Below are 25,523 nucleotides of genomic sequence, written 5' to 3'. Positions count from 1 at the left end.
GGTCCTCGGCGACCGGTTACGGGCCCTCGAGTGGCGGCCCAGCGCGGCGAGCCCGCCGGATCAGATGCAACACGGTCCGCGGTCGACGACCGCCCCGCGGCAGCAGGTGCGACGCGCGCGAATGCGGTACCCAAGCGGGCCACGACACCTGCGGGAAACGCCGCCTCGGGTGACGGTGTCGAACCCTCCGTTGATTCTCTCGCCGTTTCTCCCACGGCCCCGGCAGCGGCCGGTGTGATCACCGGGTCTGTGTTGGCACCGGCGGCCTTCGCATCTGGTGCGCCGGTGGCGTTTGCTTCTGCGGCTCCGGTGACGTTGAAGAGTGTCATCACTGATGTGTTGACGTGGGTCGGGTTGGGGCCGTTGGCTTCTGGTCTGCCGATTCCGGCGTTGCCGTTGCCTGATGTTGTGGGTGCGTTGTGGGTGGGCGTGCGCCAGAATCTGCGGTCGTGGAATAACCAGAAACCGGTCGCGCATCCGGTGATTTCGGGTCAGGACCCACAGACCGGGGTGATCACCGGTTCGATCGGGGCCAGCGATTTCGACGGTGACGTGTTGACCTACACCGTCGATGTGGCCCCGACACACGGGACGGCGAGCGTCGATGCTGACGGGACTTTCACCTACACCCCGGATGAGTCGATCGCCGCGGCTGGCGGCACCGACACGTTCAAAGTGATCGTTGATGACCGGGCAGGCAATCCGGCCCACACCCACGGGTTGTTGGGGATGCTCGGGATCGACTCGCCGGTGACGGCGGTCATCAAGATCACGGTGTTGGCTCCGGTCAACCAGGCGCCGGTGGCCGGAAACCCGTCCTATACCTATACCGTCGACACCACCACCGGGGTCGTCGCCGGCCAGGTCTATGCCACCGATCCGGAGAACAAAACCCTCTCCTACGCGCTGGGTTCGGGTAACTCCGCGGTCGTGGCCGCCGGTGACTTCTCGATCAGCTCCACGACCGGGGCGTTCACCTTCACTCCCAGCACCGCTGCCCGCGATGAGGCGGCTGCCACCCCCGGGGTGGACAGCGTGACGGCGGTGATCGCCGTCTCCGATGGTGTCAACTCCACCCCGATCAGCCTCACCGTGCCGATCACCCCGACCGCCGCTGTCAACCACTCCCCCGTCAACGGCGTCGCGACGGTCGGCGCCCCGGCGGTCGACGGTGTGGTCACCGGGACGGTCTCAGCCGCTGATCCCGACGGGGATACCGTGACGTACTCGGTGGGCGTCACCCCCGGTAAAGGTGTTGTCACCGTCACCCCTGGCGGCGGATTCACCTATACCCCAACAGATTCCGCCCGCCATGATGCGTCTTCGGCGGGGGCCGGCTCCTCGGAGGAGACCGACAGTTTCACCGTGGTGGCCAGCGACGGGCGGGGCGGGACCCTCGAGGTGGCGGTCACCGTCCAGGTTGAGCCGGCCAACACCGCGCCGGCCATTACCACCGTCGCCATGGCGACGGGCTCTGACGGGGTGGTGACCGGTTCGGTCGCGGCCACCGATTCTGATCACGATTCGCTGACCTTCACCGGATCGGCCACCACCGCCAAGGGCAGTGTCGTGGTCACCAGCGGCGGCGCGTTCACCTACACCCCGACCGAACAGGCCCGCCAGCAGGCCGCGACCACCGAGGGTGAGGACACCGACACCTTCACCGTGGCCGTCTCCGACGGCCACGGCGGTGATGCCACCACGACGGTCACCGTCACGATCAGCCCCAGCGACACGGCTGGCAACGCCGGCCACAGCATCAACCTCGGGGACACCGCGGTGGCCGGGCTCGCCATGAGCCGAGATGGCTCCCGCATCTATGCCGGCAGCGGCTTCCAGGACGCGCCGACGGTGTCGGTGATCGACGCCGCGACCAACACCGTGATCGCCACGGTGTCACTGGGCCCCGATGTCGCCTACGACGGCATCGTCGGCATCGCGGTCAGCCCCGACGGTCAACGAGCCTATGCCACCAGCTCTTACAACGGCGATCAACGCCAACCCACCGTGCACGTCATCGACACCACCACCAACACCGAGATCGCCACCATTGCCATCGGCGCTGCCTACCAACCGGATTCGGCCGAGTCGGCCTACTCGGTGGGCTTGTCGTCGCTGGCGGTCAGCCCCGACGGTGCACGCCTGTATGCGACCACCACCATCGACGACGCGGATACCAACCAGGTCCACGCGGCGATCACCGTCATCGACACCACCACCAACAGCGTGATCGACACCATCGCGGTCGGCGATGCCGCCCAGAGCGTGCTCACCGGGATCGCGGTCAGTCCGGATAGCAGCCGCATCTACGCCAGCGCGTATCTGGCCACCAACGACGCATCCGGAAGCACGGAGGTAAGGGGGGCCGTCTACGTCATCGACGCGAACACCCCGTCGGTGGTCGAAACGGTCTCCGTCGACGCCGCCGACCAGCAAGAGATCCTCACCGGCATCGTCGTCAGCCCCGACGGCGAACACGTCTACACCACAGCGTATTTGGTGAAAGATGGCCAGGTTCAGGGCGCCGTCTACGTTATCGACGGCACCACCGGCCTGGTGACTGACACCCTGCTCACCGCCGATCTGCCCACCGGTCTCGCGGTCACCGCCGACGGCGCGCAGGTCTACATCAGCGCGGTAAACCTCACCGCTGACGCCGTCTACACCATCGGCGACGCCATCGACAGCGGCTCCCCGCTGGGCGCGGTGCATGTCATCGACACCGCGACCAACACGATCACAAATTCGATCGCCGTCGACGCATTCCAGGTACCCGGCCCACTGTCCAACATCGCCGTGAACCCCGACGACAGCCGGATCTACGTCAGCGGGATCGCCTACACCGGCGACACCGCCCACGGAACCGTGAACGTCATCGACACCGCCAGCGGCAACGTCTTCACCGGCGACACCGCCGGGGGCAGTGTCCTTATCGACCGCGTCGACGACTACGACGGCGTCGGCTCGGCCGCCGGTCACGCCGGGCTGTTGATCGCCAACGGCACCGCCAGCCACGCCGACGCCGGACTGTTACTGGGCAACGGATTCAGCTACGACGCCACCACCTGCACCGCCAACACCGCCTGCAACGGCGGAGCCAGCGCTCTCATCGGTAACGGCGGCAACGGTTTCAACGGCGGTGACGGCGGCGATGCCACGCTCATCGGCAACGGCGGAGCCGGCGGTACCGGTCTGGCCGGACAAGCCGGCGGAGACGGCGGCAACGGCGGACAACTCCGAGGCGACGGCGGCAACGGCGGCGCAGGCGGCAACGCCACCGCCCCCGGCGCCAACGGCGGCAACGGCGGCAACGGCGGTGACGGCGGAGCCATCGGCAACGGCGGTGACGGCGGAGCCGGCGGTGACGGCGGAGCCGGGCAGGCCGGCAGCGACTCCACCGTCGCCAGCGGCGAGGGCGGCACGGGCGCAACCGGCGGCGCCGGCGGAACCGGAGGCGCCGGAGGCGCCGGAGGACTCGGCGGATCGATCTCCGGCAACGGCGGCAACGGCGGCACCGGCGGAACCGGCGGAACCGGAGGCGGCGGAGGACGAGGAGGCACCGGAGCGACCGGCGTGGCCGGAACCAACAACGGCAGCGGCGGCACCGGCGGCAACGGCGGCAACGGCGGAAACGGTGGCGCCGGCGGAATCGGTGGCAATGCCGGCGGGATAGCCGCGGGGGGAACCGGCCAGGCCGGCGCCAACGGCGACGGCGGCAACGGCGGCAACGGCGGCAACGCCGGAACAGCCGGCGACGGCGGCGACGGCGCGGCCGGCATGTGGGGACAAGCCGGCTCCTACACCCAGGACGGCGCAGGCGGAGACGGAGGCAATACCGGTTCCGACGGCACGAGCGGCGCCGGAGGGACCGGAGGTGAGGCCGGCACCGGCGGAGACGGCGGCAACGCCGGCAGCATGGGCGCGAACGGTGGCGCGTCAACCGGTGACATCCGTGGCGGCGACGGCGGCGCGGGTGCCGACGCAGATGGCAGTCACGCCAACGGCGGTGCCGGCGGGTTGGGCGGTAGTGCCGTCGCGTCGGGCATCGGAAACGCCACGGCGGGAAGCGGCGGCGATGGTGGTAACGCCCCGGCCGGGTTGGGTGGAAGCGGCGGTGCCGGCGGCAGCGCGTTCGTCGGCGGTTCCGGCTACGTCGCAAACTCCTACGGAAACATCTACGCCTACGCGCCACCCACCAACTCCAACGGCGACGCCTCCTACGTCAACAACAGCTCATCGACTGGCACCGCCACCGGCGGCCGCGGCGGTAACGGTGGCGAAGGAGCCACCGGTGGTGACGGCGGCACCGGGGGCGCCGCCTACAACTACGGACTCGGCCAAGCGACCGCCGGCACCGGCGGAAATGGTGGCAACGGCGGAAACGTCGGCGGCAACGGCGGCACCGGGGGCAGTACTTACGTCTACAACAGCGACTCCACCGTCGATGCCGTCGGCGCGGTGGGTGGCTCCGCGGGCAGCGGCGGTGCGGCCAGTATCGGATCGCCGATTAGTGGCGGCGGGGCGGGCGGATCCGGGGGCAATGCGGTCACCTATGGCTCCGGCGACGCCCTCGGGGCCGACGGTCGCGACGGCTCAACCGGCGCCAACGGCGGCGCCGGGGGCTACGGCGGAAACGCCACCACCTACGGCACCGGACACGTCACCGCCGGAGACGGCGGCGACGGAGGAACCGGCACCGACGGATACGGCGGCACCGGCGGCAGCGCCGGAGCCGCGGACATCTTCAACACCACTGCAACCCTGGATGTCGTCGGCGCCATCGGCGGACAGGGCGGCGTCGGCACCCAGGACACCTACTGGTACTCGCTGATCTCTGCCGGCGGCAACGGCGGTTCCGGTGGATCAGCGAGCACCACCGGTTCCGGCGACACTCACGGCGGCGCCGGCGGACAAGGTGGAGCGGGCAACAGCGGAGCAACCGGCAACACGGCAACCGGCGGACGCGGCGGAGTCGGTGGGAACGCCACGATCTCGAGCGACGTCTCAAGCGCGGACGCGGTCGGCGGTGCGGGCGGCATCGGAGGCACCGGCACCGGCACCTACGGAACCGGTGGCGGCGGCGGTTGGGGCGGCAGTGCTTCGACCAACGGTTTAGGGCAGATAACCGCCGGCGTGGGCGGCGATGGCGGCACCGGCACCTATGTCGGCGGCACAGGCGGACGCGGCGGCGACACTCTCATCGCCAACGTCGCCTCCACTCAGGATGCGACCGGCGGAGTGGGCGGGCTCGGCGGCGGCGGTCAGCTGGGAGGCGGAGGCGGCGATGGCGGCAGTGCCACCACCTATGGATTAGGCATCGCCACCGGCTCCGACGGCCGTGACGGCGCTCTCGGTAGCACTGCCGGCGGCAGCGGCGGCAACGGCGGCACCGCGACGATCCACAACGGTGACTCCACCGCCACGGCGACCGGCGGCGATGGAGGTAACGGCCGTCACGCCAGCCAAGAATTCGGGGCCGGCAGCGGAGGTAGTGGCGGATCTGCCACCAGTTACGGGGCGGGTGCCGCCAAGGGCGGTGATGGCGGTGACGGTGGCGCCGGAACAGTCAGCTTGTCCGGCGGTGCCGGTGGGCTCGGCGGCCGTGCCTACAACTACGGAACCGGCAGCGCCACCGGCGGGAACGGTGGCGACGGTGGGAATGCACCAGACGGGGTGGGCGCAAGCGGAGGCGCCGGTGGCAGCGCCATCGTCGGCGGTTCCAGCTACGTCGACGGCTACGGCCAGGCCCACGCACCCGGCACCGACGCCAGCGGGGACGCCTACTACACCAACATCAGTTCGTCGACAGCCACCGCCAGCGGCGGCCACGGCGGAGGCGGCGGTGACGGAGCTACTGGAGGCGGCGGCGGAACCGGGGGCGACGCCTACCAATACGGCCTCGGCGGCGCCACCGCCGGAGTCGGTGGAAACGGCGGCGACGGCACCAACGTCGGCGGCGGCGGCGGCGGCGGGATCGGCGGCAGCGCGTACGTCTACAACAGCGATTCGACCGTGGACGCCATCGGCGCACAGGGCGGACTCGCCGGCAGCGGCGGTGGCGCGGGCGGCTCTGGGGGCAATGCAGTCAGCTACGGCTCCAGCGACGCCATCGGAGCCGATGGTCGTGAGGGCTCAACCGGCACCAACGGCGGAGACGGCGGATACGGCGGCAACGCGACCGCCTACGGCACCGGAAAGGTCACCGCCGGAGATGGCGGCAATGGCGGAACCGGCACCGACGGATACGGCGGCACCGGCGGCGGCGCCGGCAGCGCCTCCATCTCCAACACCACCTCCGCCCACGACGTCGTCGGCGCCACCGGCGGACAAGGCGGCAACGGCACCCGCGATATTTTCGCCAATTACGGCTATCACGTTGCCGGTGGTGTCGCCGGCGCCGGCGGATCGGCCAGCACCACCGGAACCGGTGACGCCGCCGGCGGAACCGGCGGACAAGGCGGAGCTGGCGATAGCGGAGCAACCGGCAACACCGCAGCCGGCGGCAATGGCGGAGTCGGCGGCAGCGCCTCCACCTACGGTTCCGGGCACGTCACCGCCGGGACCGCCGGCAACGGCGGCTACGGCACCACCACCGGGGGTATCGGCGGGTCTGGCGGCACAGCAACCATTTACAGCGTCACCTCCGCCCTCGACGCCGTCGGCGCGGCCGGTGGGCTCGGCGGCACGAGCGCCAACACCGGCGGAGCCGGTGGCTTCGGTGGCGATGCCACCACGTACGGCACCGGCAATGCGTACGGCGGGGCTGGGCACGCGGGTACCGCAGGCCCTAACGGAGGCAACGGCGGCTACGGCGGGAACGCCTCGATCTTCAACGACACGTCCTCCGGAGACGCGTTCGGAGGGGCTGGCGGAGCGGGTGGCGCCGGTACCGGCGCTGGCGGGAACGGTGGTGACGGCGGACGAGGCGGTGACGCCTCCACCACCGGTGTGGGACAAGTGACCGCGGGGACCGGCGGTAACGGCGGCGACGGCAACTATGTGGCCGGTACCGGCGGCCGCGGTGGCGACACGTTGATCACCAATTTGACCTCCACCACCGACGTCGTCGGCGGCCTCGGCGGATTCGGCGGCAGCGGCCAATACGGCGGGCGCGGCGGCAACGGTGGCAGCGCCACCACCTACGGGCTCGGCACGGCCACCGGCGCCGATGGAAGCGACGGCGCCCTCGGCACCGAAGCCGGTGGAAGCGGCGGCGACGGCGGAAATGCGATCATCGTCAACACCACCTCCGCATCGATCGCGGCAGGCGGCGACGGCGGCAACGGCGGACGCGGTAGTGCCGGTGGTAACGGCGGCGGCGCCGTCCACTACGGAGCAGGCAACGCCCAGGGCGGTGACGGCGGTGACGGCGGTGCCGGAACCACAGACATCGCCGGTGGAAGTGGCGGTACCGGCGGCAACGCCATCTCCTTCGGAACCGGAAACGCCACCGCCGGAGACGGCGGCGACGGAGGCGACGCTCCGGGCAACTACGGCGGCAACGGCGGAGCCGGCGGCGGCGCCTACATCGGCAGTCCGAGCCACATCAGATACGGCTACGGCAGCTACAATCGATACGTCGTGCGCGCCTCTGACTGGACCGCCTACATCAAGTCCGACTACGGCAGCACCTTTAACGCCGGCACCGGAAACAACTTCAACGCGGTCTCCGCCTACGCCCCGGCCACCGATTCCAATGGGGACGCCTACGATGTCAGCGACAGTTCCTCGACCGCGACCGCCACCGGCGGCGACGGGGGGAACGGCGGCGACGGAGCCATCGCCGGTGGCGGCGGAGCCGGTGGCGACGCCTACAACTATGGACTCGGTTTCGTCACCCCCGGCACCGGCGGCACTGGCGGAAACGCCACCTACGGCCCATCGCCGACGTCAACGGCGGGTCTGTACGACCGCCTGCGCGATCTCGCGGATTTCGACGGGGCAGGAACGTCGGTCGTGGTCGAAAAGGTCCAGACACCCGACGGTGACAGCCTGATCGTCTATATCTCTGGCACCTCGTCCCACTTCTTCGGGGCGGACCAAACCGGCTGGGACACCATGAACCAGGCGGTTCTCGGCACGTTGAATCCCGCCGTCATCGGCGTAATCGACGCCGCCGTGGCTGTGAATCCCGACCTACCGATCATGGTCGTCGGCTACAGCGAGGGTGGAGTCGATGCGCAGAACATCGCGTCCTCGGGACTTTACGACAACATCACCACCGTCGTAACTTTCGGCAGCCCCATCACCAGTCAATCAATTCCCGGCAGTATTCACATTGTTCATCTGCTCGACCCTGCCGATCCGCTCGCCGCATACTTCACGGACGCCGACGCGTTTGCCACCGCCCAAGCTCAGGGCCATGTCTTCGCATCCAGTGGCGGCGTTCAACCCGACGATCCGGACGGCTACATCACCTGGCCGATCGAATTCGCCTACGGCTACATGAACGTGCATACGGACCGAACAACGTACGAAAACGTCGGAACCCAATTCGACAACTCGGCAGGATATTCGGGCACCAAGGCGGATCTCGCGGGCTTCCAAGGAACGGTCATCGCCAAATGGGCCGATTCATTCGATCCGTCCACCGTGATTCCGCACGCTGTCGGCGGATCGGGTGGGTATTACGCCGTCGGCGGGTCCGGCGGTACCGGTGGCAGCGCCTACGTCTACAACAGTCACTCAACCGCTGATGCTGTCGGGGCGCAGGGCGGGTCCGCCGGCCGCGGTGGCGCGGACACCACCTATCGGTACTCCCCCAACTACGGCTATGGCGGCTCCGGTGGCTCAGGTGGCAACGCTGTCACCTACGGCAGCGGCAACGCCCTCGGCGCCAATGGACGTGACGGATCCTCCGGCGCCAACGGCGGAGCCGGGGGCATCGGAGGCGGCGCCACCGCCTACGGCACCGGCCGCGCGACCGCGGGAAGCGGCGGGAACGGCGGGAACGGCACCGATGGATACGGCGGAGCCGGCGGCGGCGCAGGAGCCGCGTCCATCTACAACACCACCTCAGGTCTCAATGTCGCCGGCGCCGACGGCGGGCGCGGCGGCGCCGGCACCAAGGATGTCGTCATCTCCAGCTGGCCCGTCTCGTACACCATGTACGCCGGCGGAGCCGGGGGTGCGGGAGGTTCAGTAGCCACCACGGGAACCGGCGACGCCTCCGGCGGCGCAGGCGGTCAAGGCGGACGCGGCGACAGCGCAACTAACAACATCACCGCAACTGGTGGCACCGGCGGTGTTGGCGGCGCTGCATCCACCACCGGAAGCGGACACGTCACCGCCGGCACGGCTGGCGACGGCGGCTACGGCACCACCATCGGTGGGATGGGTGGTGGTGGCGGCACTGTCGTCATCTCCAGCAGCGCGTCCAATATCGACGTGGTCGGCGGCACCGGCGGCGCGGGCGGCACCAGCGCGAACACCGGCGGCGCCGGGGGCAGCGGCGGCGACGCCACCACCTACGGCACCGGCAACGCCTACGGCGGGACGGGACACGCTGGTACGACAAGCTCCAGCGGCGGCCTCGGCGGGGCCGGCGGCAGCGCCTACATCTACAACGAGACCTCCGCAGGACATGCCTTCGGAGGGTCCGGTGCGACAGGTGGCACCGGAACCACATTCAGCGGTGGAGCCGGCGGTCGAGGAGGCGACGCCTCCACCAGCGGCCTGGGACAAGTCACCGCAGGTACCGGCGGTAGCGGCGGCGGCGGCAACAGTTCGGGTGGCACCGGCGGACGCGGCGGCGACACGCTGATCACCAACATCACCTCCACGGTCGACGTAATCGGCGGCCTCGGCGGATTAGGCGGCAGCGGACAGTTCGGCGGGGGCGGCGGCAACGGTGGCACCGCCACCACCAACGGACTCGGCAACGCCACCGGCGCAGACGGACGCAACGGCGCCGGTGGCACCGATGGCGACGGCAGCGGCGGGTCCGGCGGCAACGCCATCATTACCAACACCGCCTCTACCGCCAACGCAGCGGGTGGTGGCGGCGGTAATGGCGGCCGCGGCGGCGCAGGCGGCGCAGGTGGTGGCGCTGTCCACAATGGAGCAGGCAACGCCCACGGCGGCGACGGCGGCGACGGCGGCACCGGAACCTCCGACACCTACGGCGCCGGGAGCGGCGGCAGCGGTGGCAACGCCATCGCCTTCGGAACCGGAAACGCCATCGCCGGAGACGGCGGCAACGGCGGCTCCGCCCCCGGCGGCAACGGCGGCTCCGCCCCCGGCGGGTACGGCGGCAGCGGCGGCGCCGGCGGCAGCGCCTACATCAGTACCGGCTACAACTTCAGCGACGGCGGCATCGGTTCCGGCGCCTTCATCAACTATCGCTTCAACAGCACCACCGACCAGGGCGCCACCTACAGCAGTGGCTACAGCACCAACTACAACGGCGTCACCCCGACCCCCCCGGGGACCTATCCCAACGGCGACGCCTCATACGTCAACGTCAGCTCGTCCACGGCGACCACGACTGGGGGACGTGGCGGGAACGGTGGCAACGGAGCAACCGGCGGCGACGGGGGCGTCGGCGGCGACGCCGTCAACTATGGACTCGGCCAGACCACCCCAGGCACCGGCGGCAACGGCGGCACCGGCAGCGAAGTCGCCGGCACTGGCGGCACTGGCGGCAGCGCCTACGTCTACAACAGTGAGTCGGCTGTCGACGCGGTCGGCGCGATGGGCGGGTTCGCCGGCAATGGCGGCGCGGGCACCACCTATTACGGCTACGGCTACGGCGGAGCCGGTGGTTCCGGGGGCAGCGCCGTCACCTACGGCGCCGGAAACGCCTACGGCGCCAACGGACGTAGTGGCTCGGCCGGTGCCAACGGCGGGGCGGGTGGAGGCGGCGGAAACGCCACCACCTACGGCAGCGGACACGTCACCGCCGGCAATGGCGGCATGGGTGCAAACGGCACCGACGGGTACGGCGGCAACGGAGGCAGCGCCGGCGCCGCATCCATCTCCAACACCACCTCAGGCGTCGATGCCACCGGCGCCACTGGCGGACAAGCCGGTACCGGCACCCGCGATGTCTACAGCTACCACGGCTGGAATGGCTACGAACTCCACACCGCCGGCGGCACCGGCGGCACCGGCGGTTCGGCGAGTACTACGGGGTCCGGCAATGCCTACGGCGGCACCGGCGGGCAAGGCGGACGAGGCGAAAGCGGGATAGCCAGCGACACCGCCACCGGCGGCACCGGCGGCACCGGCGGAACCGCGTCCACCAGCGGCAACGGACACGTCACCGCCGGGACCGCCGGCAACGGCGGCTACGGCAGCACTGTCGGTGGCACCGGTGGCATCGGAGGAACCGCGATCATCTCCAGCAGTACCTCAACCCTCAATGCCGTTGGCGGTGCCGGAGGTGTTGGAGGCAGCGGAGCAGGGTCGGCCAGCGGCAACGGCGGCGCCGGAGGTGACGCCTACAACTCCGGCCACGGCGATGCGATCGGCGGTGCCGGTGCCAGCGGAGGCAGTGGTATCGGCGTTGGCGCCGGTGACGGCGGCACCGGCGGCACCGGAATCAGCTACGGATCGGGCGATGCGATCGGCGGTGCGGCCGGTAACGGCGGCAACGACCTCGACGGCGGACGGGGCGGCAACGGCGGCAACGGCGGTGCCGCGATCGTGGGCGAAGCGACGGCAACGGGCACTGCGACCGGCGCTGCCGGAGGCATCGGCGGTACCGGCACCTCAGGTGGCGATGGCGGCAAGGGGGGCAACGTCGTCTCCTATGGTGTGGGCACCCTCACACCCGGAGTTGGTGGTGCAGGCGGCACGAGCACCGTCAACCGCGGCGGCAACGGAGGCAACGGAGGAACCGCGCAGATCATCAACGACGCCTCGACAGCCAACGCGGTCGGGGCCCGCGGTGGCGCCGGCGGAAGTGGTGCCGACGGCGGCGGCGACGGCGGCAACGGTGGTGACGCGGCGATAGTCAACGCGTCGTCATGGGCGTCGGCGATCGGCGGCGCCGGCGGTGTCGGTGCTGATGGTGTGTCTGGCGGCAACGGCGGCAACGGGGGCTCGGCGTCGACGACCGGGTTCGGCGTAGTCACCCCGGGCACAGGGGGCGCCGGAGGTACCGGGAGCGACGGCGGCGGGAACGGCGGCAACGGCGGTGCGGCCAGCATCTCCAATAGCGGATCTACTCAAATGGCTGCAGGCGCCCGCGGCGGCCGCGGCGGCAACGGCTCCTACGGCGGCAGTGGCGGATCCGGCGGCAACGCCTCCACTATCGGACTCGGTCCGGTCACCCCCGGCGCCGGTGGCGATGGTGGAAACGGTACCGACGGTACCGGTGGCACCGGTGGCGCCGGCGGCAACGCGACGATCGACAACAGCTCTTCCACGGTGATCGCAGTGGGCGGTTCCGGTGGCCGCGGCGGCAACGGCGTTGGCGGTGGACGCGGCGGCGTCGGCGGCTCCGCAGAGATCAGCAGCGTTGGCTCCTTTGCCGACGCAGTTGGTGGAGCGGGAGGTGCCGGCGGTAGTGGTACCGGCGCGGCCAGCGGCGACGGCGGTAGCGGCGGCAATGCCACCAACTATGGCGGCGGGGATGCGACCGGCGGTGCCGGTGCCAACGGCGCGGCCGGTACGGGCGCGGGAGCCGGTGACGGCGGCAATGGAGGCGGGGCATCGAACCACGGAACTGGTAACGCATCGGGTGGCGCCGCTGGCAGCGGCGGCAACGACACCAACGGCTACGGCGGCGAAGGAGGTTCTGGAGGATTCGCCATCATCATGTCTGCCGATCCTTGGCACCGGGCGACCTCCTCGACTGCTTCCACGACCGGTGGTCGCGGCGGCGCGGGCGGCACCGGCACCTATGGCGGCGACGGCGGTTCCGGCGGCGGCGCCGCCAGCTATGGCCTGGGCTCCGTAACGGCTGGCGTTGGCGGCAACGGCGGCAACGGCACCCAGGGTCGGGGCGGCGACGGAGGGGCCGGCGGCGACGCGGAGATTGTCAACGGCGATTCCCTCAACAACGCGATCGGCGCCATTGGCGGCACCGGGGGCACCGGTACCACGGGCGGTGGGAGCGGCGGTGACGGTGGCAACGCGTCGAACGCCGGATATGGATACGCGCGCGGCGCTAGCGGGACTCACGGCACCGACGGGGTGAACGGTGGGGCCGGCGGCGACGGCGGCTCGGCAAACGCCACGGGACTGGGTATCGCCAGCCCCGGCATCGGCGGGGACGGCGGCAACGGAACCACCGGCTTCGGCGGTAGCGGTGGCTCAGGAGGCTCGGTCACCATCTCGAACTCCAGCTCCACGCAACCTGCTCATGGCGCACACGGCGGTAATGGAGGCAACGGAACTTCGGGCGGTGGCGACGGTGGCCTCGGTGGATCAGCAACCACGACCGGACTGGGCAACGTCACCGGCGGCGCGGGTGGCACCGGCGGCGAGGGCGACACCGGCGGTGACGGCGGCTACGGCGGCGATGGGTCGACAAGTGGCACGGGCAACGCCACCGGCGGGAACGGCGGCGACGGCGGCACCGGAACTACCTACGACGGCGGTAACGGCGGGAATGGCGGAGATGCCTCCGGCGGCGACGGTGGCGGAAAGATCGCCGGCGGCGAGGGGGGCCGTGGCGGCGACGGAGCGGCCAACTCAGGACGCGATGGCCTGCACGGCACCGGCAACGGCGCACCGGCGACGCTGAGCTCGTTGTGGAGCAACGTTTTTAACGCCACCAACCACTACGGCAACGGAGTGTTCATCCAAATCGTGCGCGGTAGCGATGACAAGAACCGAATGATCGTCTACATCGGCGGCACTACCAACGACTGGTCGGGAGACCCGGCCGCGAACCAGGGTGCTTTCGAAAACTTCTTTAGCCGTCTGGGTGTCCCGAAAGACGATCAGGCGGAGAAGATCCGGGCTGAAATCGCCGCCTGCAACAACGACGCATCATGCGGCTCAGTCGACGAGATGATGATCGTCGGCTACAGCCAGGGCGGCATGGACGCGCAGAACCTTGCCTATTGGAACAACCTCGTGAAGATTGCCAACCCAGCCGGAGCCTGGCCGATCACAACGGTGGTGACGTTCGGATCTCCCATCGTCGCAACCAACCCGTTCGTCACAACTCTGCACGTCCAGGACGTCGATGACAACATCCCAAATGGGGCTAGCGTCGTAACGAGCGTCGGGTCGTTACTCTTTCCCCCCTTGGTCGGAGTCCTACTAGATGGGCCGACAATCGCGGAGAACCTCGCTGGCAACGTCTTCACTGGCAGCAGCCCGAACAGCGACAATGATGACGACTGGTTGTGGGGAGTTCACACGAACATCGCCACCTACACCGATCTCAGTAACTACTTCTGGAACACGCCCAGCGATAAATACAGCGGTCAGAAAGCGGCCATCAGCAGGTTCCTCGGCGGCACTTTGATCGACGTGTAGGCAGACGAATCGAGCGGCCACTTCAGAGCACACTTCGAGACCGAAATCCGCGCAACAAGTGGCCAGCGGCGGGCTAGCTTGCGTCGTCGTGTGCGCTAGGCACACCCACGGTCAACAGCGCCAGCAGCGCGATCGCCACGCCGGCGGTCATCACCACCGACAGCGCGATCTCGTCGTTGCCCATCAAGCCGACCACCGGCGCGATCACCGCACCCACGCCGAACTGCGCGGCACCCAGCAGCGCGGCGGCGGTGCCAGCTGCCTCGTGGTGGCGACTGAGCGCAACCGCGGGCGCGTTCGGGATGACGAAGCCCATCATGGCGAGGATGGCCCAGACCGGCAGCAGGAAGCCGTACATGCCGCCGGCGTGGGTGACCGACAGCGCGATGAACACCGCCCCGAGCACGGTCGCCGCAGCCAAAGCCCACACCAGGATGCGCTGGGGTGAAAACCGCCGCAGCAGCACGACGTTGAACTGGGTGGCGGCGACGAACGCGATCGCGCCCGCGCCGAACACCAGCGCGAAGGTCTGCTGATCGAGACCGTGGCGGCCCTGCAGGACGAAGGCCGCACCGGCGATGTAGGCGAACAGCCCCGCCATGCCGAGCGCGCCCACCAGGACCAGGATGACGAAGCGCAGATCGCGCAACAGGGTGAGGTAGGTCGACGCGATCGAACGCACTCGCAGCGGTCGCCGGTTGGGACGGGCAAGCGTTTCCGGCAGCGCCAGCGCGGCCATCACCAGCAGCGCACCGGCCAACACGATCAGCATGGCGAACACCCAATGCCAGGACGCTTTGAGCAGCACGGCCGCACCCAGTGATGGCGCGACGATCGGCGCCACCCCGAGGACGAGCATCAGCCGCGACATCACCGTGGCCGCTTCGGTGTCGTCGAACAGGTCACCCACGACGGCGACGGCCACCACCATCGCGGCCGCCGCACCCATCCCCTGTAGCCCGCGGGCCACGCTGAGCACCTCGATGTCGGGCGCGAACAGGCACAGCAGCGAGGCCAGCATGTGCAGGACGATCCCGGCCATCAGCGGCCGACGCCGACCCAACGAGTCCGACAGTGGACCCACGACGAGCTGACCCAGCGCCAGACCCGCCAAGGTGCCGGTGAGGGTCAGCTGCGCCACCGAGGAGGACACCCCGAGCTCGTCGGCGATCCGCGGCAGCGCGGGCAGATACATGTCGATGGTCAGCGGCCCGAGCGCCACCAGCGCGCCCAGCACCACGATCATCCGCAGCTGACCGGGTGTGCCCGCCGCGCCGCTGGTGGTAGTCGCGGGCTGGGTGGCGGTCACAGTCGCCGATGTTGCCATGCAAACCCACAGCACGCGCCATGCATTATTTGTTCCTTCCGCGGCTACCCGGGACGTGGTGACCGGGATCACCGCAGGGCACCTTTCCCTGCTGGTGGTCGTTAGCCTTGAGGCAGCCGAGCAGGAGGCACACCCATGAAGGTCCGCCGAGGGGATACTCGATCCGACCAAACCGTGCCGGCCCGCGTCGACGACGACGCGACCGTGTCGGCACGGGTGCTCAGCCAGATCATCGAGCGCAGCACGCGCGTTCAGGCCCCTGCGGTCAAGGCCTACGTTGCCCGGCTGCGCCGATCGCACCCCGGGGCCACCCCCGCAGACATCGTCACCAAGCTCGAGAAGCGCTACCTGGCCGCGGTGATGGCCAGCGGTGCCGCCGTCGGTTCGGCCGCGGCCGTTCCCGGTATCGGCACGCTGGCCGCCTTGTCGGCAGTGGCCGGCGAGACGGTGGTGTTCCTGGAGGCCACCGCGATGTTCGTACTGGCCATCGCCGAGGTCCACGGCATCCCGCTCGAGCAACGGGAACGCCGCCGGACGCTGGTGCTGTCGGTTCTGGTCGGCGACGCGAGCAAAGGCGCCATCGCCGACCTGCTCGGCCGGGGCCGCACCAGCGGCGCGTGGCTGACCGAAGGTGCCGAAATGCTGCCGTTGCCGGCGTTGTCACAGCTGAACACGCGCCTGATGCGGTACTTCGTCAAGCGGTACACCCTCAAGCGCTCGGCGATGGCGTTCGGCAAAATGCTTCCCGTCGGCATCGGCGCCGCGGTCGGTGGCGGTGGCAACCGAATGATGGGCAAAAAGATCGTGAACAATGCCCGCACGGCGTTCGGGCCGGCGCCTGCTCGGTGGCCGGTCAGCCTGCACCTATTGCCCGCGATCGAGACCGGGCGATAGCCGTTCGCCGATCTGGAGTCGACCGGTTGTCGCAACGGTTCGGAGCATGGCGCTGACGTGCTCCGGGAACGTGTAAGAAGAGTTAGCCTTTTAGGTGGCGGCCAAGGGGCGCAAAAGTGGGGGCAAACCGTCCAAGCGCGGCGTGCCTAGATGAAGGAATTGAGGCGAGCAACTGCCGTGAGCAGTACGAGTTCACCATTCGGACAGAACGAATGGCTTGTCGAGGAGATGTACCGCAAGTTCCGCGATGACCCATCCTCGGTTGATCCGAGTTGGCACGAGTTCCTGGTCGACTACAACCCCGAGCCGACGACCGATGCGGCCGTCGCCGCCAACGGTCAGCCGACCGCCACCGCGGCCGCATCGGTCGCGCCGCCGCAGCCCGCGCCGGCACCGCCGGCCACCCCTGCCCCGGCCAAGTCCACGCCCGCGGGCAACGGCGCCGCACCTGCCGCGCCGGCCAAGGCGCCGGCCCCGAAGGCGGCGCCGGCCGCGGTGGACAGCGGCGACGAGACCCAGGTGTTGCGTGGCGCGGCTGCAGCCGTCGTCAAGAACATGAACACCTCGCTGGAGATCCCGACCGCCACCAGTGTGCGGGCGATCCCGGCGAAGCTCATGATCGACAACCGCATCGTGGTGAACAACCACCTCAAGCGCACCCGCGGCGGCAAGGTGTCGTTCACGCACCTGCTGGGCTACGCGATCGTGCAGGCGGTCAAGAAGTTCCCCAACATGAACCGCCACTACGCGGAGATCGACGGCAAGCCCAACGCGGTCACTCCCGCGCACACCAATCTCGGCCTGGCCATCGACCTGCAGGGCAAGGACGGTAAGCGCTCGCTGGTGGTCGCGGCGATCAAGAACTGCGAGACCATGCGGTTCGGCCAGTTCATCGCCGCCTACGAAGACATCGTGCGGCGCGCGCGCGACGGCAAGCTCACCGCCGAGGACTTCGCCGGTGTGACGATCTCGCTGACCAACCCCGGCACGATCGGCACCGTGCACTCGGTGCCCCGGTTGATGGCCGGCCAGGGCGCGATCGTCGGCGCCGGTGCGATGGAGTACCCGGCGGAGTTCCAGGGGGCCAGCGAGGAGCGCATCGCCGAACTCGGCATCGGCAAGCTGATCACGCTGACGTCGACCTACGACCACCGCATCATCCAGGGTGCGGAGTCCGGCGACTTCCTGCGGACCATCCACGAGTTGCTGCTCTCCGACGACTTCTTCGACGAGATCTTCTTCGAACTGGGCATCCCCTACGAGCCGGTCCGCTGGCGCACCGATAACCCCGATTCGATCGTCGACAAGAACGCCCGCGTCATGGAGTTGATCGCGGCGTACCGCAACCGCGGGCATCTGATGGCCGACATCGACCCGCTGCGGTTGGACAAGACCCGCTTCCGCAGCCACCCCGACCTGGACGTCAACACCCACGGCCTGACGCTGTGGGACCTGGATCGGGTGTTCAAGGTCGACGGCTTCGCGGGCAAGGAGTACAAGAGGCTGCGCGACGTGCTCGGGCTGCTGCGTGATGCCTATTGCCGCCACATCGGCGTGGAGTACACCCATATCCTCGAACCCGAGCAGCAGAAATGGTTGCAGGAGCGCATCGAGGTCAAACACGAAGGACCGACGGTCGCTCAGCAGAAGTACGTTCTGTCCAAGCTGAACGCCGCCGAGGCCTTCGAGACCTTCCTGCAGACCAAATACGTTGGCCAGAAGCGCTTCTCACTCGAAGGCGCGGAAACCGTCATCCCGATGATGGATGCGGCGATCGATCAGGCTGCCGAGCACGCCCTCGATGAGGTCGTGATCGGCATGCCGCACCGCGGCCGGCTCAACGTGCTGGCCAACATCGTCGGTAAGCCCTACTCGCAGATCTTCAGCGAATTCGAGGGCAACCTGAACCCGTCGCAGGCGCACGGCTCAGGCGACGTCAAGTACCACCTCGGCGCCACCGGCAATTACATCCAGATGTTCGGCGACAACGACATTCAGGTGTCGCTGACCGCGAACCCGTCGCATCTGGAAGCCGTCGACCCGGTGCTCGAAGGTCTGGTTCGGGCCAAACAGGACCTGCTGGACAAGGGCAGCGGCGACGACGGTTTCACCGTGATGCCGATGATGCTGCACGGGGATGCCGCGTTCGCCGGGCAGGGTGTGGTCGCCGAGACGCTGAACCTCGCGTTGCTGCGCGGCTACCGGACCGGCGGCACGATCCACATCATCGTCAACAACCAGATCGGCTTCACCACCTCACCGCACGACTCCCGGTCCAGCGAGTACTGCACCGACGTCGCGAAGATGATCGGCGCGCCGATTTTCCACGTCAATGGTGACGATCCGGAGGCCTGCGTCTGGGTGGCCCGGCTGGCAGTGGACTTCCGGCAGAAGTTCAAGAAGGACGTCATCATCGACATGCTGTGCTACCGCCGTCGCGGGCACAACGAAGGTGACGACCCCTCGATGACTCAGCCCTACATGTACGACGTGATCGACACCAAGCGCGGTGTCCGCAAGACCTATACCGAAAGCCTGATCGGTCGCGGCGACATCTCGATGAAAGAGGCCGAGGACGCGCTGCGCGACTACCAGGGCCAGCTGGAGCGGGTGTTCAACGAGGTCCGCGAGCTGGAAAAGCACGAGGTCGAGCCCAGCGAGTCGGTCGAGGAAGACCAGATGATCCCGCGCGGGATGACCACCGCGGTGGACAAGGCGCTGTTGGCACGCATCGGCGACGCACACTTGGCCTTCCCCGAGGGCTTCAGCGTGCACCCCCGCGTCAAGCCGGTGCTGGAGAAGCGTCGCGAGATGGCCTACGAGGGCAAGGTCGACTGGGCCTTCGCCGAATTGATGGCGCTGGGAACATTTTTGGCGGAGGGCAAGCTGATCCGGTTCTCCGGTCAGGACACCCGTCGCGGCACGTTCACCCAGCGGCACTCGGTGATCATCGACCGCAAGACCGGCGCCGAGTTCACCCCGCTGGACCTGCTGACCATCAACCCCGACGGCACCCCGACCGGCGGCAAGCTGCTGGTGTACGACTCCGCGCTGTCGGAGTACGCGGCGGTGGGCTTCGAATACGGCTATTCGGTGGGCAATCCGGACGCGCTGGTGCTGTGGGAGGCGCAGTTCGGTGACTTCGTCAACGGCGCGCAGTCGATCATCGACGAGTTCATCAGTTCCGGTGAGGCCAAGTGGGGCCAGCTCTCCGACGTGGTGCTGCTGCTGCCCCACGGCCACGAAGGTCAGGGCCCCGACCACACGTCGGGCCGCATCGAGCGGTTCCTGCAGCTGTGGGCCGAGGGCTCGATGACAATCGCGTTGCCGTCGACCCCGGCGAACTATTTCCACCTGCTACGCCGCCACGGTCTGGACGGGGTGCACCGGCCGCTGATCGTGTTCACGCCGAAGTCGATGCTGCGCAACAAGGCCGCGGTCAGCGACATCCGGGACTTCACCGAGCAGAAGTTCCGGTCGATCATGGAGGAGCCGACCTACACCGACGGCGACGGCGATCGCAACAAGGTCACCCGAATCCTGTTGACCAGCGGCAAGATCTACTACGAACTGGTTGCCCGCAAGGACAAGGACAAGCGCGACGACGTCGCGATCGTCCGGATCGAACAGCTGGCACCGCTGCCCAAGCGGCGACTGAGCAACACGCTGGACTCCTACCCGAACGCGAGCGAGTTCTTCTGGGTGCAGGAGGAGCCGGCCAACCAAGGGGCCTGGCCGACGTTCGGGCTCACCTTGCCGGAGTTGTTGCCCGAGAAGCTGACCGGGATCAAGCGGATCTCACGCCGGGCCATGTCGGCGCCGTCCTCGGGTTCGTCGAAGGTGCACGCCGTCGAGCAGCAGGAGATCCTCGATGAGGCGTTCGGCTAGGGCATTCGCCTCTGCGAGTGTGCGGTCTCATACTCCGACATCAGCGAGTCGCGGACGAATCCGCACCTTCGGCGCCTGGCGCCAGCGGCCTGCGCCGGGCGTGGGTGTTGTCGTCGACGAAGTCGCGTCTGGTCGACAAGAGCCCACACGCTCGACGAGTCAGTGGGCTCGCCAGCGGCCTCGGGACTAGAAGCCGAAGTTGTTCAGCAAGTCCAGCGGGATCGGCGAGTTGCCACTAGCCAGGTCCTGCATGACGCGGGGGCAGAAGAACGAGACGGCGATGCCGGTGAACATGGTGGCCGGGCCCAGTGGCCGGCCCAGGCTGTCGGCCACCGTCGAGGCGATGTCGGCGGTGTTCTGGCTGCGGTCGGCCAGCAGCGGGCAGATCGACTGGCCCAACTCCACGGCTTGACCCGGGTCGATCCCGGTGATGCCGGCACTGGTCAGCGCGGCCAGGAAGTCGTCAGCGGTGGTATCGGCCTGAGCAGGTGCTGCCAGTGCCGTCGCGCCGGCGAACAAACCAGCGGCCACTGTCGCGATGGCTGATCGTCGAAACGTCATGCTGTAAGTGTCGCCCCCGGGCATCCCGCCGTTACCCGCGGGGTGACGACCCGATAACCTGAGCCCATTCGACACACGTCAAACAACTCGGAGGAGCGTTCATGCAGGGGTTTGCCGGAAAAGTAGCGGTGGTCACCGGAGCCGGGTCGGGCATCGGTCAGGCACTGGCGATCGAGCTGGGCCGATCGGGCGCCAAGGTCGCCATCAGCGATATCGACACCGAGGGGCTCGCGGTGACCGAGGAGCGCCTCAAGGCGATCGGCGTCGACGTCAAGGCCGATCGGCTCAACGTCACCGAGCGGGAGGCCTTCCAGGCCTACGCCGACGGCGTCAAGGCCCACTTCGGCAAGGTCAACCAGATCTACAACAACGCCGGTATCGCCTTCTCCGGCGACGTGGAGATCAGCCAGTTCAAGGACATCGAACGGGTGATGGACGTCGATTTCTGGGGCGTTGTCAACGGCACCAAGGTGTTCTTGCCCTACCTGATCGAGTCCGGCGACGGACACGTCGTCAACGTTTCCAGCCTGTTCGGGATCTTCTCCGTGCCTGGGCAGGCCGCCTACAACTCGGCCAAGTTCGCCGTGCGCGGGTTCACCGAGGCCCTGCGACAGGAGATGATCCTGGCCAAGCATCCGGTCAAGGTAACGACGGTGCACCCGGGCGGTATCAAGACCGCCATCGCGCGCAACGCCACCGTCGCCGACGGGCTCGACCAGGCCGCGATGGCGCAGGCGTTCGACAAGAAGCTGGCCAGGACGACGCCGGAGCGGGCGGCTCAGATCATCCTCGAGGCGGTCCGCAAGGATCGGGCCCGGGTGCTGGTCGGCGCCGACGCCAAGATCCTCGATCTGATCGTGCGCATCACCGGGTCGGGCTACCAGCGGTTGTTCTCCACGGTGCTGCCCAAGCTCTCCCCGCCGATGCGCTGAATCCGTCAGCGGCCCAGCGGGTGCGCAGACAGCCAGTCCTCCGCCACTGAGCGCGGATCGTGGCCTTGGGCAACTTGGCGGCGCATGTCGACCAGGGAGCCGGTATCGAGCACGCCGGCGAGTTCGTTGACCGCGCGGACCTGCCGCTCGTCGAGTTCGTTGCGCCGATACAGCGGCACGATGTTCTCGGCCATCACCAGCGCGGGTTTGCGATCGGCCAGCACGACGAGCTCGCCAGGTATGCCGACGTCGGCAGTTCGGGTCCAGCCGGCGGTGATGTCCCCCGCCTGCAGGGCGTCGAACATCGCAGCCTGATCTCCGAATTCGTGCGCGGGTGGCAAAGTGCAGCCGCCGACCGCAGTCGGCAGTCCGCGAGCGGGAGCGACGGCACCCAGGCGCAGGCCGCGGCAGTGACTGACCAGCGCGGTGAGGTCGCGGCCGCCCCAGGCCGCCGCGGTCGCGTCGGTGACGACCAGCGCGGGCTTGTCCTCGGCTGCAGTGGTGTAGTCGCCGGCGGCGACACCTTCGGGCAGCACCCCCACCATCGCGCGGTACACCTGCGCATCCGATCGGGCCTTGGTGTCCGGGGCGAATTCCTGCAGCAGCCGGCCGGTGAATCCCGGCACCACACTGACTGTCCCGGAATCCAGTGCCGCCAGTGGATCGTCGACGGTCCGCACGTAGGCGGCGCTGCCGTAGGAGCGCAGCGCGGCCGCGTACAGATTGGCCAGCAGCGTCATCTCCGGGTCGGCTGTCGCCCCGACAGCCAAGGCCGGCCCCGGGGCCGGCGATCCGCAGGCCACCACCACCAGAGCTAGCAAGCCCAGCACCAGCCGGCGAAACATCGTCGGCCTCAAGAGCTTTGACTCAGGATTCGGACGCCGCGGCCACCGCTGCGGCCACCGCGGGCCCGACCCGGGGGTCCAGCGGACTCGGCACGATGTGGTCGGCCGCCAGGTCGTCGCCGACGACAGAGAAGATCGCTTCTGCCGCTGCGACTTTCATCCGCTCGGTGATGCGCCGCGCTCCGGCGTCCAGCGCGCCGCGGAACACCCCGGGGAAGGCCAGCACATTGTTGATCTGGTTGGGGAAGTCGCTTCGGCCGGTCGCCACGATGGCCGCGTGCTTGCGGGCGGCGTCCGGATGGATTTCGGGGTCCGGGTTGGACATCGCGAACACGATGCCGCCCGGGGTCATCGTCGCGATCAATTCCTCGGGCACCAGTCCGGCCGAGACACCCAGGAACACGTCTGCGCCATCGAGCGCTTCGGCGATCCCGCCGGTGAGCCCCCGTGGGTTGGTCCGCGTGGCCAGCTCGGCCTTGACCGAGTTCATGTCGTCGCGGCCGGTGTGCAAGATGCCCTGGCTGTCCAGCACCGTGATGTCGGCGATACCCGCGGCCAGCAGGATGTTGGTGCACGCGACGCCAGCGGCACCGGCCCCCGACGTGACCACCTTGAGTGCCTGCATGTCCCGCTCGAGAAACTTGGTAGCGCCCAGCAGTGCGGCCAGCACGACAATCGCGGTGCCGTGCTGGTCGTCGTGCATCACCGGGCAGTCCAGTGCCTCGATCAGGCGCCGCTCGACCTCAAAGCAACGGGGCGCCGAAATGTCCTCGAGGTTGACCGCACCGAAGGTCGGGCGCAGACGGATGATCGTCTCGACGATTTCGTCGGGGTCCTTAGTGTCGAGCACGATCGGGATGGAGTCCAGCCCACCGAACGTCTTGAACAGCGCCGCCTTGCCCTCCATCACCGGAAGCGACGCCGCGGGACCGATGTCGCCGAGGCCGAGGACCGCGGTACCGTCGCTGACCACCGCGACCAACCGATTAGCCCATGTGTAGCGCGCAGCCAGGGTGTGATCGGCAGCGATCGCCCGGCTCACCTGGGCTACGCCCGGGGTGTAGGCGATCGAAAGCGCGCGCTGGGTGTCCAGCGGCGCCTTGAGCTCCACGGACAGCTTGCCGCCCACGTGAGCGGCGAAGATCTCTTCGTCGTCGATGACGACGCGGGGGGTACTTACCATTTCGGACACGGCGTCAGGGTACTCGCCCCCCAGACCTCACCGAGCGGGGTTCCCCCGCCGTGAAGTACGCCGGGCAGGCTACTGACGCGTAGCATTTGCCCCCGGGCCCAACGGGGCCTCGCCCGTCGCGTGTGGGGAGGTCGCATCATGCCGTCGTTTCGTTCCTTGCCACCGTCGTTGCTCGGCCCCGGCCGGTCCGCCGACAGCCCCGCCGAACTCGACGCCAGACGCATCCATGTGCCCGTCGCCCGGGCCATGGTCGACTGCGCGATCTACGTCGACGGCGAGCGGTTGCCGGGCAAATACACTCACGCGGGGGCCTTGGCCAAGGTGCACGAGCTCTGCGCCGAGGGGCAGAAGGCGTTCGTGTGGCTGGGGTTGCACGAGCCCGACGAGCATCAGATGGAGTCGGTGGCGCACACCTTCAACCTGCATCCGATCGCGGTCGAAGACGCTGTGCACGCCCACCAGCGGCCCAAGGTGGAGCGCTATGACGACGCCCTGTTCCTGATCGTCAAGACGGTGAAGTACGTGCCCCACGAATCCGTGGCCCAGGCCCGCCAGATCGTCGAGACCGGCGAGATCATGGTGTTCGTCGGCGCCGACTATGTGGTCACCGTCCGGCACGGCGACCACACCGGCCTGGCCGGCCTACGCCATCACCTGGAAGCCGAACACGCCCAAATCGGCCTGGGTCCCTACGCCGTCATGCACGCCATCGCCGAACACGTCGTCGAGAGCTACCTCGATGTCGCGCGCCTGATGGAATGCGACATCGACACCATCGAGGAAGAGGCCTTCTCGCCCGACGTCAAGACCGACATCGCCCAGATCTACATGCTCAAGCGCGAGGTCGTGGAGATGCGCCGCGCAGTGGGCCCGCTGACCGCCGCGCTGCAGAAGATCACCACCGACCACAAAGACTTGATGACCAAGGAGGTCGTGCGCTACATGCGCGACGCGCTGAGCTTGCAGACCCAGGCCGGCGACCAGATCTCGAGCTATGACGAGCTGCTCAGCTCGCTGGTCCAAGCCGAACTCGCCAAAGTGGGTATGCAACAGAACCTCGACATGCGCAAGATCTCGGCGTGGGTGGCGATCGCGGCGGTGCCGACCATGATCGCGGGCATCTACGGCATGAACTTCGAGCACATGCCCGAGCTGTCCTGGACGTGGGGCTACCCAGCGGTCCTCGCGATGATGGCGACGGTCTGCGCGTTCCTGTACTTCAACTTCCGCCGCAACCACTGGCTGTGAGCGGAGTACGGCCACGACGTCTGCCGTGCGCCGAGAGCAGCTACTTGCGCGTCTCAACGACGAACTGCGCGCGTATCGCTGGGCCGTCCAATGCGCGCGTTGAGACAACTGTCGCGCCTACCTCGCCGAGGAAGCACACGAAAGTCCGTCGACGCAAAGGATTTGAGCGTGGCACTGCTGGCCGTTCGAGGGGCGGCCAA

General features: G+C 68.7%; 9 protein-coding genes. 5 read left to right on the top strand and 4 right to left on the bottom strand.

What is annotated here, in order from left to right; translation table 11 throughout:
- Positions 1–285 precede the first annotated feature (285 nt).
- Positions 286–14,436 carry an Ig-like domain-containing protein gene (locus ORI27_RS10920; RefSeq protein ID WP_265996843.1) on the top strand — a complete coding sequence of 4,717 codons (14,151 nt, stop codon included), beginning with the start codon at positions 286–288 and terminating at the stop codon, positions 14,434–14,436.
- 73 nt (positions 14,437–14,509) lie between these two features.
- Here the strand turns inward: ORI27_RS10920 and ORI27_RS10915 are convergent, their stop codons facing one another.
- Positions 14,510–15,763 (bottom strand): multidrug effflux MFS transporter, encoded by a 1,254-nt coding sequence (locus ORI27_RS10915; RefSeq protein ID WP_407666277.1) that lies wholly within the window; start codon positions 15,761–15,763, stop codon positions 14,510–14,512.
- A 135-nt stretch (positions 15,764–15,898) separates the two neighbouring features.
- Here ORI27_RS10915 and ORI27_RS10910 point away from each other — a divergent pair, with 135 nt between their 5' ends.
- Both ORI27_RS10910 and ORI27_RS10905 read left to right on the top strand, forming a co-directional pair.
- Positions 15,899–16,657, top strand: coding sequence for a hypothetical protein (locus tag ORI27_RS10910; RefSeq protein WP_265996841.1), 759 nt, complete (start codon positions 15,899–15,901; stop codon positions 16,655–16,657).
- A 177-nt stretch (positions 16,658–16,834) separates the two neighbouring features.
- A complete protein-coding gene (locus tag ORI27_RS10905; RefSeq protein WP_265996840.1) occupies positions 16,835–20,545 on the top strand; it encodes a multifunctional oxoglutarate decarboxylase/oxoglutarate dehydrogenase thiamine pyrophosphate-binding subunit/dihydrolipoyllysine-residue succinyltransferase subunit in 3,711 nt (1,236 codons plus the stop codon).
- Between the two features lie 186 nt (positions 20,546–20,731).
- On the opposite strand, the gene ORI27_RS10900 is transcribed toward ORI27_RS10905, so the two are convergent.
- Positions 20,732–21,106 carry a DUF732 domain-containing protein gene (locus tag ORI27_RS10900; protein WP_265996839.1) on the bottom strand — a complete coding sequence of 125 codons (375 nt, stop codon included), beginning with the start codon at positions 21,104–21,106 and terminating at the stop codon, positions 20,732–20,734.
- A 101-nt stretch (positions 21,107–21,207) separates the two neighbouring features.
- Here ORI27_RS10900 and ORI27_RS10895 point away from each other — a divergent pair, with 101 nt between their 5' ends.
- Complete coding sequence (locus ORI27_RS10895) at positions 21,208–22,038, top strand: SDR family NAD(P)-dependent oxidoreductase (protein WP_265996838.1); 831 nt, start codon at positions 21,208–21,210, stop codon at positions 22,036–22,038.
- 5 nt (positions 22,039–22,043) lie between these two features.
- Here the strand turns inward: ORI27_RS10895 and ORI27_RS10890 are convergent, their stop codons facing one another.
- Both ORI27_RS10890 and ORI27_RS10885 read right to left on the bottom strand, forming a co-directional pair.
- Entirely contained in the window at positions 22,044–22,883 is an 840-nt protein-coding gene (locus ORI27_RS10890; protein ID WP_265996837.1) for a glycine betaine ABC transporter substrate-binding protein, read from the bottom strand.
- A gap of 22 nt (positions 22,884–22,905) precedes the next feature.
- Entirely contained in the window at positions 22,906–24,066 is a 1,161-nt protein-coding gene (locus ORI27_RS10885; RefSeq protein ID WP_265996916.1) for an NAD(P)-dependent malic enzyme, read from the bottom strand.
- Positions 24,067–24,213: 147 nt separating this feature from the next.
- Between ORI27_RS10885 and ORI27_RS10880 the strand changes: the two genes are divergently transcribed.
- A complete protein-coding gene (locus ORI27_RS10880) occupies positions 24,214–25,323 on the top strand; it encodes a magnesium and cobalt transport protein CorA (RefSeq protein ID WP_265996836.1) in 1,110 nt (369 codons plus the stop codon).
- The last annotated feature ends 200 nt before the right edge of the window (positions 25,324–25,523 follow it).

It is taken from the genome of Mycobacterium pinniadriaticum (genome assembly GCF_026242045.1).
Lineage (GTDB): Bacteria > Actinomycetota > Actinomycetes > Mycobacteriales > Mycobacteriaceae > Mycobacterium > Mycobacterium pinniadriaticum.
Note: the sequence above shows the minus strand (reverse complement) of the source record. Positions and strands in the feature narration are given on the sequence as shown.